A 15749-nucleotide genomic window follows, 5' to 3' on the forward strand; every position below is an offset into this window, starting at 1 on the left:
GTTATAGTTGTCTGTAATAAATGACGATGGGTTTACCCGCAAAATACGATAAATCAGGATAAAGGGAGGCCTGACCAGACCTCCCTAAAAAATTATCTTCTTTTCCTATATAGCAACAAGCCTGCCGCAAACAACAACAACGTACCAGGAATTAACCCAAAGAATATAATCCGCATAGTGAGAATCCCCTTATCATCGCTGTCAATTACATCTTTAGAACGAATAGCCCCCGTATTCACCGGGAAATCTCCGTACGTAAACCAGCGAAACGCTTCGGTAATCAACTGCTGGTTCCAGTTGTAAGGCTTACGCCGCGCCAGTTCGCTCGAACTCATGAAGTCGGCATCGCCGCTTACGATGATGCGTTGCTCCTTGCCATTTACAGTACGCGAGGCCGCCACCACCAGTGCTGACTTATTTTTAGCCTCCACCAATGGAACGGTATTAAAACCCAAAGAATCTCCGTACGCCAGCGGAATAGCGCCCACCATCGACACTACGCCATTATCAGCCTTGTAACCGCCGAGTTTCGGCGCAATGCTGCCCGCACTATCAGCAAACCTGGCGAGGATGAAATCCGGCGCATAATCGCGACTTTCTTCCAATATCACGGAGTCACCGGGATGGATGTCGATCTGTGCCAGCAATGGCTTCACGATCTCCTGCGATCCCGGTTCGGTGATGATGAAGAGGTTTCGGCCGCTGGCCACATATGCAGTCAGCCTAGCTTGCGCTTCGGGAGTAAAGGCGGTTTTAGGGTCGGCAATGACCAATACATTTGTGGAGGCGGGGATGTCTTGCTGTGCAAGGTTCACGGTATCCACGTTGAAGCCCTGGTTAATGAGCGCGCCCCTGAAAGCCAATTCGTTTACGAAGGTGCGAAACTCCGCGTCGCCGGCTTTGGTAATACTGCGTTCGCCGTTACCGCGAACGAAGGTTACTGAAGGGATTTCGGCAGGTGTGATCAATCGCTTTAAGGCTGCGGTAAACTCCTGTTCGCCGGGATAAATGCGGATGTCGTTATAGTAACGGAGAAAGGTTTTCTTTTCTCCGTACTCGAGCAGCCGCACCAGGCGGTTTTCTTCGGGGTTCAGGTCCACGAGCTTGCGCACTTCTTCGGGCTTCAGCACTTTTTTGTAATCGAGGTCCTGGATGTCGGCTACTTTTTTTGCAATAGCAGCATCGCTTTCGCCGGGGTAATTTTTATACAGGCCTTCGTTATTGGAGAAGTCGTAGTAGTACACGTACTTCATTTCCATATCGGGCATGAAGCGGCGGTAGGGCGTCAGTATCCTTTCGTCTTCGCTTTTCTTTTCGGGGGCGCCCAGGTAGTAGTTGTTATCCAGTATGTTCACATAGGTAGTCACTTTCAGCGGATGTTCCATCTTGCTGATCAACGCGCGGCTTTGAGCGCCAAGGGTGTGGGTTTTCGTGGCCGTCATATCCACGTAACCGGTAAGGGATGGAATGGTACTGATGTAAGCAATGACAAAACAAAGGGCGACTAGTCCGAAGTAACGCACGGTGCGGACTGCTGCTGGCCTGGCTTCGCGCTGGTCCTGCAATCGCATGGTGGTAATGGCTAAAAAGAAGCCGATCACGATCAGGAAGTAAACAATGTCCTGTGTGCTGATCAGGCCGAAAATAAATTGCTCGGTCCTGCCGGCAATAGAGATAAAATAGGTGATGTGACGTACGGTATCGTTACCCTGGAACAGTCCACCAACGAAGTTCAAACCCGCCAATACGGCCAGTGTACTGATCGCAGCCACTACCTGGTAGGTGGTGAGTGAACTCATAAACAGACCGATAGCGGAATAGGCACAAATGAGCAAGTACAGACCTGTCGCGCCGGAAACCAGGAACACCCAATCGATATTGGTAATGAAAAAAGAACCGGCTATGGCATACAGACAAATAATTACGAGCAGCAACGCGCCGTAACCCATCATGGCCACGTATTTACCCAATACAATATCTCTTACTTTGATGGGAGAAGAGAGCAACAGTTTAATGGAACCGCTGTGCATCTCACGGCTGATCAGCCCCATGGTGAGCAGTGGAATATAGAAGTACAGGGTGCTTTTCACACCGGGATAAAACCCTTCCTGTAAGCCTGCGTAGATCATGGCGGTGACATCGGAAAAGTGATTCCCCATTCTTTGGGCGCGACCGATCATCTGGATATAATGGAGGAAGTTAACACCGATCTGTATGGGAAACACGATCAGTATGAGCCAGGCCACAGGCGAATGAAACAGGAGGCTTAGCTCCTGGCGGGCTATTCTGAATATTACTTTCATTTTTGTTCGGTGTGTTTAAATGTTTTGTTGGATAACTGGGCAAAAATGGCATCCAGTGAGCTCTTCTCCAGGGTGATCTCTTTCAGCCGCCATTTGCGCTGAACGCTGGTTTCCACGATGGTTTCGGCAATATCGGCGGCTACTTCAAAGCGCACGCGAACGGTTTTATCCGACAGGTAGGTCACTTCTTTGATGCCTTTGATCGAACGTAATTCCTCGGCTGGCGGCGGGTTTTCCATGGTGGCCACAAAACTATCGGGCTCTATGTAGTTGTTAAAGGTGTCCATGGTGTCTTTAAACACGATCTTTCCCCCCTCGATCATAATAATATCCTCGCAGGTTGCCTGTATCTCCGACAAAATATGCGATGAAAATATCACTGACCTATCTGCCGCAATCTCTTTGATCAATTGACGCACTTCCAGTATCTGGTTAGGGTCAAGGCCGTTAGTCGGTTCGTCCAGTACGACCAGCAAAGGGCGATGAATAATGGCCTGTGCGATGCCCACACGCTGACGATAACCGCCGGACAAATTCCCGATCAACCGGTTAGAGAAGTGTGCTACGCCGCAACGTTCTTTCACGGTATCCACAGCTGCTTTGATCTTACTTTTCTCGATCAGGCGCAAATGCGCGCAATAGGTAAGATATTCGTCCACGGTTTGTTCCAGGTAAAGCGGCGCGTTCTGTGGCAAAAAGCCGATCCGCTTTTTCGCTTCCTCCGGCTGCTCGCGCATGTCAATACCCTCTATCAGCACGCGGCCGCGGGTCTGGCTCAGCACACCGCACAAAATGTTCATGGTAGTAGATTTACCGGCGCCATTGGAGCCAAGTAATCCGACTATACCGTTCCTGTTGATCTCGAAGCTGATATTCTGCACCGCCCAGTCTTTACTATAGCGGTGGTACAGCCCTTCGATTTTTACGATATTATCTTGCATTGTTAGAATGATTACGCAATAGGAGGTGAATGGTGCTGGCGTTATACCAGCACCATACCAGGCATATGGCTGATTTTTATTTTATGGATTTAGCTGCCAGTCCGGGTTAAACACGGTCGCGTTAGGCCACAGTTGACGCAGGTATTTATCGCTGTTCGGCTGCAATTCGTACTCAGTGCCTTCCGCTGTATGCTTCACGGTTTTCTGGAAACGGGTCTCTTTGTTCAGGCGTTTCATATCGATCACACGCATGTTGGTGAAAGCAAGTTCGCGCCTTCTTTCTTCCAGCACGAAACGTAATACCTGTTCATTATTATTACCGAAATCGGCCGCCGTAAACGCTTTGTAGGCAGCAGGCGTAATCCTGTGCTCGCGCAGCTTATTTATATCTGCCAGCGCCTCGTTCTTAAGGCCTTCGCGGGCATTACATTCGGCGCGTACGAGGTACATCTCGGGCACATTGAGATAATTGTTATAGAAATCGCCACGGAGGTAAATTTTTACTTTATAGCGATTCATATAGTTGAAAGGTGGCGCTGGCGGCCAGCCGTCGGCGTAGTACAGCGTCCAGCGTTTGTCGTCGTTGGTAAACAGGGCGCTCAATTCCGGCGAGGCGCATACGTCCATCGCCAAACCAAAGGGGCGCAGGAAGTGGCGGGCCACAATGCTCTCCGGGTTACGCTGCCCGTCCGGAATATCCGTCCAGCCCAGCGGTGCCCCCGGTACGTTCGGGAAGGGACCAGGAATAAGTATCTTATACTCGTTCATATTCTTAAGCGTTCCCTGTAAGGCAATGGCTTCATTCGCATTGCTGCGGGCATTTTCATAATCGCCCATAAACAGGTAAGCCCTCGCCAAGACCGCATATCCACCGGCTTTCGAAGCCCGGAATTTGGTGAGTTTATTTTTGAGGGGCAAATCCTTTAACGCTTCAGTAGCATCCTTGATCACCTGTTCGTACACTTCGGCCACGGTATTGCGATCGAATTTTGCATTGATATCGGCCTCCAGCGCCAAAGGCACACCTGGCATCGTAGCGGCCTTCGCTGCATCGTAGTGATGCGCGTACACGTTCACCAGCAGCAAATGTTCCATCGCGCGATGCAGCAACGCCTCTGCACGCACGGCTTTCTTATTGGCTTCCGTACCTTCCGTCGCATCCATGATATTGTTGATAATGGTATTGTAGTAGAAGATGCGTTTATAGCCTTCGCTCCACAGGAAATCATTTGCACCCTGGTCGTACGGGTTGGTATTGAAGGTATAGATCCGGCGGCCGTGCAGCTGTTGTTTCGAATACAGGTTGCCCGGCTCCCCTTCCGGCAGAAAGGCATCGTCGCTCTGAAGATCCCAGAAGTAATCGCCAAAGTTCACCGTGGTACCGGAGTTGAGCATATTCTCAAAATCGGCGGTGGTCGTCGGAATAAATTTATCTTTCGGTTGAATATCCAGGAATTTGTCGCAGCCGGTAAGTGCAACGATACTAATGATATATAAAGTTAGTTTCTTCATGATTCCTCGTTTTAGAAAGTGATATCAATACCTGTCATGAATACGCGGGTTACGGGCAGCAGTCTTTCCGCGTACTGACCAGCGTGATAATATGCTTCAGGATCTATACCCGCATCGTTCCTGAACCAGGCGAACGGATTTTGCACCTGCAAGGTGAGTTTCGCGTTCTGCAGTTTCTTTTGTCCGGGTAACAGCGGCGCAAAGTTGTAACCAAGGGCGATGTCGCGCACTTTGATGTAATCGCCTTTCAACACGTTGTTGTTTCCGGCATAATGCAGCAGCGTGTAGTACGTGCCGCCATTACCTTTGATATCCGGAGCGGGCATCATGCCAGGTATTTTCTCGTCACCAGGCTGGCGCCAGAAGTTAGCCGAACGGCGGTCGGTATTGCGGGGCGGGAAGTTGTTGGAAATAGCTGGCACCACATCACGGATCACATTGCCGCCATTGCCGATCAACATGACGTTGAGCGAAAACTGCCTGTAGCTGAAGCTGTTCGTAAAACCCGCAGTATACTTGGGACGAAGTGTACCACTATATTCCAGCGCGTTGATATCGGTCATGTTGGCCACAATATTGCCATTCTGATCATAGTTTTTCACGAGGGTGCCTTTCGCATCGTATACCATTACAGACCCATTGGTCGGATCGAGTCCGCCATATTTGAAGCTGAATACAGCATCCATTGGGTAACCAATGCGGTTTACGCCATAACCTTGTGTGAGCACATAGATGTTTGCATCCTTGATATTGATTTCCGTCATTTTGTTTTTATTGAAACTCAATGACAGTGTGCTGCTCCAATTGAAATTTTTATCGACGATGTTCGCGGTGTTCAGCGATAGTTCCACGCCTTTGTTATTCAGGCTACCGTAGTTGATCAGCGCACTTGGGAAGGCGTTCGTGGGATCGATCATTTTCTCTCCCAACAGATCAGATGTTTTGCGGATGTAGTAATCCAGCGATCCGGAGATGCGGTTCTTCAGGAAACCGAAATCGATACCAATGTTCGTAGTTGCTGTTTTTTCCCAACGCAGCAGTTTGTTAGGCGGGAGGATAATATCTGTGGCTGCGGCTTCGGCCTCCGAAAAGAAGGTGGTACGCGCCTGCAGGTAGGGGCCTACTGTACGGGCTACCGTGCCACCTAAACCGTAGGTGGAGCGAATAGTCAGATTACTTAACCAGGTCACGTCTTTCATGAAATCCTCTTCGGTCAATCGCCAGCTTCCGCCAACGCTCCAGACTGGAAGGTAGCGGTAACGGGGATCTGTGCCGAAAAGGTTTGAATTATCTACACGTACGCTTCCGGTAACGTTGTACTTTCCATTGTAGGTGTATCCGGCATTTGCATAAGCCGATATGTAACGATCTTCCTCTTCTGTGAAATTATTGTATCGGTTAAACTGGAGCATGAAATCACTGCCGAGTGATTGCGTGCCTTTCAGGTTGCCCAGCGCTACTTCATCTACCGGTGAAAATACAAGATTGTTATCGTTATAGCCCATCTTAAACACCGTGGTGGCTTTGTTCTGAATAGCACGTGCTTCAAAGCCTGCCAGTGCAGTCACCTGGTGCTGCATACCAAAGCGCCGGTCGAAGTTAAGCTGCGCACGCGCGGTGTATGATCTTGAATTGTAACGGTTTTCATAGAGTTGTCCACCGTCGGGCACATTTTTGATGAGTTCATTATTGATCAGCTGCGCAGCGTCGTTGATCATATTTTTAACGTAGTACGAATTGCCGTTGTAGTATTCCTTTGTAAGACCAGCACCACGTTCAGTCTGGTACTTCAGGTCGAGCGATAGACCTTTGATAATTCTTGCTGTAAAACCGCCCTGTAACCGGAAGTAGTTGGAAGCGTAAGAAAGGTCCTGGTTATCGAGTTCCTGCAAGTGATTAAACGTTTCATCATAAAGACCCACACTCTTCAACCGCTCTATTTCGTAAGCCGATTTCAGTTTGGTATAGGCGGCAGGGCTACCATCAGGATTTTGAAGGATTTCGTAAGGCATGTTGAAGTAAAGTCGATCCGGCGTTTCGCGGATAAAACTTCCTTTGCGGATATTCGTATGCGCACCTACTTCTGCATCCAACCATTTAAACACTTTCATTTTATCGCGCAGTGTTACGTTCACATCCGAGGAGCCTGTCTTCAAAGCATATTCATTTGCCCCGGTGAAGTTCATCGCCAGGTTGTACTGGTGAATATCGTTGCCACCACTGGCGGAAAACGCATGACGTTGTCTTACGCGGTTGCGCATATAGAGGTCCTGCACTTGCTTCAAACCATCCTGACCTTTCAACCGGTTCAACGTTTCGTCGAGTTCGGCCTGCGTGATCTGCCCCTGTTCATGCTGATACAATGCCTCGAGCGCCTGGTGCTGACCTGTACGGCGCAGCAGCTCGCTATAAGAAGGATGCCATATGTTGAACAACTCCTGTTGCAGTTCCACCATGCCTTTCGAATCGAACAGGTTCATATAATCGGCATCTGGTTTGGGAGAGATGAACACCGTGCTGCTGAAGTTCACCGTCTGCTTACGACTGCTGCCGTAACGGGTGGTGATGGAAATAACGCCATTGGCTGCACGTGTTCCGTAAATAGACGTGGCCGCGGCATCCTTCATCACGGTCACATTCACCACATCGGCCGGGTTTAGATAGTTAAGATCGCCCTCATACGGAAAGCCATCCACCACATACAGCGGACTTCTCGTACCATATAAAGTGGAAAGACCACGAATATTCACCGCACCGTTCTGCATAAACAGCCCCGGCACCGTGCCTTCCAGCCTTTCCAGGATATTGGTTTCCATCCTGGCATTCAACGTTGCTTCTGTCACTACGCCGAAAGCGCCGGTAGCCCGTTCTTTCGGTATATTCTGGTAACCAGTATTGGCGGTTACATTCAACTCTGTTAAGCTGGATGACATGGCAGATAATACCACATTACCCACCGTACCAGCTTGCAGCATGGCAGCAGTCACCGTAATTTCTTTAGGTTGATAACCGATGAAACTAATACGGATCACATTACCAACGTTAACCGGCAGCGTAAAAGTGCCCTGCAAATCGGTAATGGCAGAACGCCCGCCACCTACTATGGAGACCGTTGCACCAATGAGCGGAACGGCCAGACTGTCTGTCACACGGCCGGCTACAGATGTTGCTACGACCGCCACTGCAGCATCGTTTTTGCTGTAGAGGAAAATCGTATTATCTGTAATCCTGTAGTTAAATGGCTGATCTTTCATGATCAAGTCCAGGAAACTGAGCAGCGGCATATTTTGCACCGATGCGGAAACGGTGCCTGCCTTTTGCAGCAGTTCCGACTTTCCCCATACTACAAAACCTGTTTGCTGCTTAATAGAAGCAAACACTTTTTTCATCGGCACCGATCTTCCTGAAAAGGAAATCGACTGCGAGTACGTACTGGCCGATACATGTACACAAATGGCTAGAAGGAGAACACTGGTAAGTTTCATAATCCGAAGGATTTTGGTTGGCAGCCGGCATGGCAATTCCTCACGGCTCCAGTAAGCAGTTTTTTGCATAGATTTGCAACGTTTGGTTGTTTAAAAAAGGAGGTCTCGAAACCCGTTTTACTACAACCCGACAATTTTTAGCGGAAGTGTTAGCGCACTTCCGTTTCTATTTCGGACTGGTGATTTTAGTTGATATATACTCGTTTTAAATAATTACGGCATTACGATCAGCCTACGCCCCTCTTCCAGCCTGAAGTGTACATCCGAGCGTTCAAGCCCGCTCAGTACGTCCGACAGCTTTAGTTTCCGGCTCATCTCCCCGAAAAACACGACGTCAGGCACATTACCTTCATACACCACTTCGAGGTCATACCAACGTTCCAACTGGCGCATCATTTCCCTTAGTCCTACCCCATCGAAGTTAAACAAGCCATTCTTCCAGGCGATGGCCTTATCCATGTTTGTGTTGCTGATAACATTTGTTCCACCTGCGCCGTGCTGCAATTGATCGCCTGGTTTCAGCACCAGCGGCGCTTTACCTGAGGGCGTTACCTTTACAGCACCGGTGATCAGGGTGGTATAACTCGTTTGTTCGTTCGCGTAAGCGCTGATATTAAATTGCGTGCCCAGGACCTCTACATCCACCTTGCCGGATACCTTTACGATAAAAGGTGACATGGCATTCGTCTGCACATCAAAATAAGCCTCTCCTGAAAACTCCACCGCCCGGTTATTGCCATTAAAAGCCACCGGGAAACGCAGTGAGCTCTCGGCATTAAGCCACACTTTTGTGCCATCAGGCAGTGTGATGTTGTACGAGCGGCCTTTAGAAGTGGTGATCGTATTGTATTGCGGCTCCGACGCGTTTTCAGAGCCGGGCGTGTATTGCAGTCCGTCGTTCTTTAATATTACCGTGGTGCCGTTCTGTTTGGTGAGGATGCCATTGCCCGCACTATCCAACACCATTTGCGATCCATCGGCCAGGGTAAGTACCGCGCCAAAGCTGCCCGGTTCCACATCCTGCACGTTCAGAGAAGCCGTCACAGGCATCGGTTGTGTTTGCCGGCCTTTCAACATCCACACACCTGCGGCCATTACCACCACAGCGGCTGCGGCCCACCACCAGCGGTGCAGGAAGTGTACACGCGGCCGGGGTACGATTACCTCGGGATGTGCAGGCAACTTGTCTGCCTTCAGTATCTGGCTGGCCATCTGCATCCACTGCGAGCGGTCGTATGGCGGCAGCTCCTGAGTGGAATGTGCTTCCAGCCATTCCTCCGCGTCTTCCACACCGGCACCGGGTTCATCGCGGCCTATAAGGACAGACAACTCCTCCAGCTCGGCATCCGTAGCAGTGTTGTTGGCCAGGCGCTCCAGCAAATATGTTAATCGGGCTTTGTGTTCCATAATAGTAGTATGAAATGTGATGCACCCCTTCTATACCAGACAATCGGGGAAAGCGGTGGTACCGAAAAAAGTCAAATTTTTTTTCTGCGGGAGGTGTTCATAGTAAAATGTCGAGCAATACCAGGATAAACAGCGGGTAGCCGGCCCTTTGCAGCGACTCCCGGATATTTTTGAGCGCCATCACCATCAGATTTTTCACCGTGCTGACAGCCAGGCCCATCTGTTCGGCTATCTCATTAATGCTTAAGTGTTGTTCCCTGCTAAGGCGGTAAATGCGTTGCTGCTTTTCCGGTAATTGTTGTACAGCTTTGTTCACCAGCCCCAGGAGCTGATTAAACTCCAGCATCTCGGCAGCGGAAGTCGTTTGCAGCGCATCCTGCCCAACAGCGTTTACTACTTTACCATGGATATTTTGCCGGCGAACATAATTGATAGCGAGGAAGAAGCAGATCTTTTTGATCCATGCCGAGGGCTGGTCCAGCTCCGTAAGCTGGTCGCGGGCGAGCCATACTTTAAGAAAGGTATCCTGCACGAGATCGTGCGCCACGGCCAGATCGCCTGTAATGCGAACGGCCAGCGCCTGCAGCCTGGGGGCATACAGCTCCACCAGCTCCCTGAATGCGCTCTCCTCCCCGGCGGCCACACGTTTATACAATCCTGGAACATCCATTATCTGACGGTCGTTCAATGACGCGGTGATTAATAGTGAAAGGTGCTAACGGATGAATGATTTTGATTGAAACAGGGGTAAATCTCGTGAAAAAGGAGCGAAAATGCAATGGGTGGTGCCTGCGAGACGAAGGGGCTGAATAAAAAACAGTGAAGACTTTCAGAATTGCGTAAAAGCCGGGTCTTCTATCCGCTATACGAATAAGAAGGGGCTGACCATTTACTATTGGTCAGCCCTTGTAGGCTATTGGTGGCAAGTTATTTTGCCCGACCGGGATAGAAGAACATCCGCGCATGCTCCAGCTGCCAGACTTTCGGCAACAGGTAGTATGGCTGCACGAGTCCCTTTTCGCCAGTAACCGGCAAATACAAACCTCCTGCGGACATTCTGCTCACGGACTCATTGTCCCGGAAGGCCCACTGGTCGGTAGTACCCGCCTTTGTGAAATAAATACTGGTATTGCTCAATGCCACCGTGGTCTCAAAACCCGGTGCGGCCAGGTAATTCACGGTAATCCAGCTGCCTGGCTTCACGTCTTTCGCCAGATAGTAACGTAGCTCCTCCCCTGTACTTGCATCCTTCCGGTAAAGGAACATGTCGAAAGGTGCTTCATCTTCCGGAAAGTTTACATAAAACAACAGTTTGTTCGTCGCTGTGTCAACCGCCGGCGGTGTATACTCCGTAGTTTTACCATCAACATAAGTGAAATTGATAGCCACTTTTGCCGCCGACAGATCCACAGTTTTACTGAAAACCACCTGTTTGGTAGCTGTATCGCGGACGGTCAGTATTTGTTCGTGCTGCCCCTGCCGGTAGGTGTACACCGTTCCGAAACCTATTATTCCTGCGGACTGCACAATTTTGGTAAATGCCGTATAACGCGTCGTATCAATAGCGATTTCCAGTCCATTTTCACCGCCATTATATCCGTTCACCACCACATAAGCGGCCATTTCAGCGCTCAGTTCTTCCTTATTACAGGCGGTAAACAGTAGCAGGAATAGTAAACATATATTTACATTTGATTTCATAGTGATAATGTCTTTTAAAGTTCAAAATTCTTGGTATAACGCATCGTGGTACCCTGCGGGCTTTCGCTGAACACGAAAGCTTTGGATGATGATGCCGAGGCCGCCGGCAGCGGCACGGATGTGGTGGAGATGTTCCACACGTAACCAGTACCATGCGTGTAATACTCAGTTGTACCCGCTTTATAGATCAGCGCCCTGAATTGCACGGCGGTAAGCTGCCCGTTATACTGCTGCTGCGCGGTGGAAAACGAAGGAATCGTCACCGTTTCACTGAACGTGTTGGGCTGTACATTGTTGATCCTCCCTAGTTCTTCTATCACCTTCGGCGTTACGTAGTACTTCACGAGTACAATATCTACCGGGCCGCTGTATTTCGTCACGGTCGGACGAAACATAAAACTTGCTTTTAATTTGCCGGTTTCAATCGGCGCCACCCTGGGCAGGTCGCTAACTGTCCCGTCGAGGTAAAGGAAGTTGATCCGTAACGGCGCATCGGCCTGCGTTACCGTCTTTTCCAGCAGCACTTTATCATTTGCGGCATCGGTCACCGATAACTTCACTTCTTTGTGGCCGTTAAGGAACGATACGGCCTGGGTAAAGTCAAACGCATTGTTCGATGGTATCTGCGTATCGAATGTGTCCAGCTTTACATCCAGCTGCCCTGTACCGCCATTAAAACCTTTAAATGATACGGGTATTACATTCACCTCGTTCAGCAAATCGTTTTCACCTTTATTGCAGGCCGCCAGGGCGTACAGGCAAACACCTGCCAACGCCACACGGTTTATAGTCCATAGTTTCATAATTTCTTTATGTTGATGCGTTAGAAAGTATAAGAAATTGACAAGCTGAAGGAAGTACCTACTTTGCGGAAGAAAGTGTCTTTATCGCCCACCCGCGTTTTGGTTTTGCCATCTGTATCTGTTTCCCAAAAACCCTTCTCGTATTTCTGGGTGAATCCATATTTCCACTCATAGATGTCGGCCCATTCCGTAGCAGTGATGGCAGAGCCAGGCAGGCCGCGCCATTGCGGCTGCAGTTGGTAAGTATCATTACTATTGATATAAAAGCGATACGGATTATCGAGCAGGTTCGTGATATTCAGACGTGTCTGCAGTTTTTTATTTTTAAGGAAACGATAGCTCAACTGCGCATCCAGCTGTCCGCGCGGGCGCTCATATTCTACGATATCGGGCGTCAGTCCGGTAGCAAAGGTTTTATATCCCATATGATTAAAGGCTATGTTAGCTCCCAAACGATCGCCTGCATATTGCAGTCCCAGGTTGTACACCACCGGTACCTGGCCGTACAACGGACGTTTTTCGCGCAGCAGTTTTTTTGTACGGTATTCATACTGGTTACCATATTTATCATCGGTCATTGATTTCCCCGCAAACACACTGCCTTGTACATCCGATGTCTGCAACGTAAGGTTGGCGCTCACGTACAGATCATCCAGGAAATTTAAACCAGGTTTAATAAAGCCAAGGCTCTTACGCATATCGAATTCAAGCCCTTTCACCTTTGCCCATTCCGAGTTTTGGGTGATGAGATACACACGCCCGGTAGCGTCGGGCTGTGTACGGTATTGTTCAACCGGTTTATCAAAATACTTATAGAAAGCCCCGAAGGATATGACCTCACCCGGCTTAGGATACCATTCAAAACGCAGATCATAATGATCAATGACAGTAGATAACACGCCATCGGTACGGCGGAAAGCCCCGATGGCCGGATCAAACCGCACCATGCGTGAGTTTTCGATCAAGGCCGGACGAATCACCGATTGCGAATAGGCTGCGCGGATATTGAAATCCCTGAGCGGGGTAAGCGTAAGGCTCGCAGATGGCAGGTATCGCCATGCCTTTTCCTCTGTTTCAGGATCAGCAAAAGGCGTTACTATTTTACCGGTACCAGGATCTACAAACTTCTGGCTTTCTTCTCTTTTTATCAGCGCATCAATTGCCAGGTCGTTAGGACCGCTTCTAAGGCGTTCGTACTGGTAGTATTCTGCCCGTAATCCCCATACGAGGCGCAGCCAGCTGGTAAAGCGGTTATCCATCATTCCATAAATAGCATGGTTCAGGTTGCGGCCTTCATAACCGTTACGGGAAAACGAAGCTGGGTAGTACATCAGGTCTTTCATCGGATCATTGAACGCAAGGAACTGACCCCATTGCTGCAGCGGCAAAAAGTTGTACACGCTGTTAACAGGTTGTACAGTACCGATGGGCAGGATCACCCAATCATATTCACCCTGGCGCTGCATAAACTGGTAACCTGTTTTAAAGAGCTGTTTTTGTTTCAACATGCGGAAGTTGTAACTGATCGCACCTTCCAGGGCTTCATTGGTTTCACTGTAGGTGTATTGCGAGCGGTTAAAGGTACCAGCACCCGGATTGGTGACACCGTTTACGATCACGTTATAATGTTTACCGTTCAGCGTTTTATAAGTATTCAGCCAGGCTTCCGTGGCATCCTGCTCCAGGTTTTTCACCTTGTTGCGCGACACGCTCCAATCGAAACGAAATGCGCCGGCAGTATGTTCACCGTTAATACGGTTCTGCAACAGGTCTATAAATTTCGGACGATCATATTCCCTTATAGCCGGGTCCTCCGCACCTATATCATTGCCCCAGCCCACTACACGCGAAAACTGGTTGGCGAACATGCGGGAATAAAAGTTACGGGCAGTGATCTTGTGATTTTTAGCGGTCCAGCCAACGTTCAGCAATGCACCCCAACTCGTGATGAAATTGTACTGGTTAGCATAGGTTGGGTTCAATTCTTTGCCGGTGGCGATATCGACACGCGTGTTACCCAACTTTTCCCATTCACCTCTGCCAAAGTGAGATATCTCATCCATGTTCTGTTCATTGCGATAGCTCAAAGAACCAACCAGTCCAAGGCGGCTGCTTTTAAGTTGATACACACGACCGAGGCTGAACTGGTAGTTTTGTCCGGGCAACGCTTTATACGTACGTGTGCCCAAACGTTCAAAACCGCCTATCTTTTTATTCTGTTCGGCTATCTGCGCCGGCGTTATGGGCGTAACACCGGCCGGAGGCGCTCCGTAAGGGTTATTAGGCGTATAGTTCTGCTGATTGAAGGTGATCAGCTGATCAGGAAAATGGTCGCGGCCACCATCGTCGAAACCCAGGTAGTCGTTTTTACCACGACCATAACCCAAAAAGTCTTTTCCCGTTCTGCCTGTGATGTACTTCATCCCTGCAGTAAGGGTTAAAAAATTATTTTCGGGAACGGCCATTGTATTGATCTGCACCAGACCGCCACCAAAACCGAAACTCATATCCGGCGTAGCCGTTTTATGCACTACGACATTATCGATCAGGTTACTGGGCACGATGTCAAATTCGAAATCGCGGATCTGCACATCTGTACTGGGCAGCTGCGCGCCATCCATCATAGCCAGGTTGTAACGTTCCGCAATGCCACGCACCACCACACGGCGGTTGTCGTTCGTAGACACTCCGGAGATTCTTTTCAGCGTTTCGCCAACATTTTTATCCGGCAGCGCGGCCATCTGCTCGCGGCTGATGCCGTTGGAAATACCGGCCTCATTTTTCTGGCGCAGGTATAACGCCGCTGTGCTTTCCGTTTTGTATTTACCGGTTACGACCACCTGCTTCAGGCTACTGGAGGCTACGCGCAGCACTACATCCAGTTTGGTGCTGCGATCTTCCGCTACCACTATTTCTGCAATGCGTTTGGTTTGAAAGGAAATGTAACTCACCTCCACAGTGTAAGTACCCGGAGGCAGGGTAAACTGGTAGCTTCCATCCGGACTGCTTTGCACTACCGCGCCCGTTTGCAGCACTATAATAGTGGCACCTGGCAGCAACTCCCCTTTTTCGTCTAACACTTTGCCTACAATCCTGCCGGGCTTAGGAGGCTTGGGCTGCTGGCTTACGGAAATAAGGCTGCCTGCAGGTTTAAATACCAACCGATGTCCGGCCGACAACTGCTGCAGGGTAGCCTGCAGGGTTTCGTTTTGCACACTGATGCTGAAGGGAGCCAGTTTACCAATCTCCTGCGGATAGGCGAAAGTGAAGCCTGACTGACGTTCCAGGGCATCCAACACCTGGTCGAGTTGAGCGCCCTTGAAGTTGACAGACACCCTTACCATCCCCTGCGATTTTACCACTCCCGCGACACTCGTGCCTGCCACCGTTAAAATGGTGACCAGCGCTAAAAAGGCGAACCTCGTCATTGCACATAGGTGTTTAATTACATTCTTTTTTTCGTAGAATTGTACATAGCTTTTTACATGATTTGTTGTACGCATTATCAATAGATCTAAAAGCTACACCGAAGTGGAGGCCTCGAACCCTCCGCTTCTTTCTTTTTTAGACCCTTTACTGTTGCTGATTTATGTTGGC

General features: G+C 49.5%; 9 protein-coding genes. All 9 read right to left on the minus strand.

Going from position 1 to position 15749, the window contains the following annotated elements:
- Positions 1-92: 92 nt before the first annotated feature.
- Entirely contained in the window at positions 93-2303 is a 2211-nt protein-coding gene (locus MKQ68_RS15190; protein ID WP_264279860.1) for a Gldg family protein, read from the minus strand.
- Entirely contained in the window at positions 2300-3244 is a 945-nt protein-coding gene (locus tag MKQ68_RS15195) for an ABC transporter ATP-binding protein (protein ID WP_264279861.1), read from the minus strand. The genes MKQ68_RS15190 and MKQ68_RS15195 overlap by 4 nt, the downstream gene beginning before the upstream one ends.
- A gap of 81 nt (positions 3245-3325) precedes the next feature.
- Positions 3326-4756: a RagB/SusD family nutrient uptake outer membrane protein gene (locus MKQ68_RS15200; RefSeq protein WP_244839593.1), complete on the minus strand. Its 1431-nt coding sequence runs from the start codon at positions 4754-4756 to the stop codon at positions 3326-3328.
- 11 nt (positions 4757-4767) lie between these two features.
- On the minus strand, positions 4768-8145 hold the full coding sequence (locus tag MKQ68_RS15205) for a SusC/RagA family TonB-linked outer membrane protein (protein WP_264279862.1): 3378 nt from the start codon (positions 8143-8145) through the stop codon (positions 4768-4770).
- Between the two features lie 309 nt (positions 8146-8454).
- Positions 8455-9648, minus strand: a complete 1194-nt coding sequence (locus MKQ68_RS15210; protein ID WP_264279863.1) for a FecR family protein — start codon at positions 9646-9648, stop codon at positions 8455-8457.
- 97 nt (positions 9649-9745) lie between these two features.
- Complete coding sequence (locus MKQ68_RS15215) at positions 9746-10318, minus strand: RNA polymerase sigma factor (RefSeq protein WP_264279864.1); 573 nt, start codon at positions 10316-10318, stop codon at positions 9746-9748.
- A gap of 257 nt (positions 10319-10575) precedes the next feature.
- Complete coding sequence (locus MKQ68_RS15220; protein ID WP_264279865.1) at positions 10576-11349, minus strand: hypothetical protein; 774 nt, start codon at positions 11347-11349, stop codon at positions 10576-10578.
- Positions 11350-11363: 14 nt separating this feature from the next.
- Positions 11364-12152, minus strand: coding sequence for a hypothetical protein (locus tag MKQ68_RS15225; RefSeq protein WP_244839604.1), 789 nt, complete (start codon positions 12150-12152; stop codon positions 11364-11366).
- A 20-nt stretch (positions 12153-12172) separates the two neighbouring features.
- On the minus strand, positions 12173-15580 hold the full coding sequence (locus tag MKQ68_RS15230) for a TonB-dependent receptor (RefSeq protein ID WP_264279866.1): 3408 nt from the start codon (positions 15578-15580) through the stop codon (positions 12173-12175).
- Between the last annotated feature and the right edge of the window lie 169 nt (positions 15581-15749).

The sequence above is a fragment of the Chitinophaga horti genome (assembly GCF_022867795.2).
GTDB classification, from domain to species: domain Bacteria; phylum Bacteroidota; class Bacteroidia; order Chitinophagales; family Chitinophagaceae; genus Chitinophaga; species Chitinophaga horti.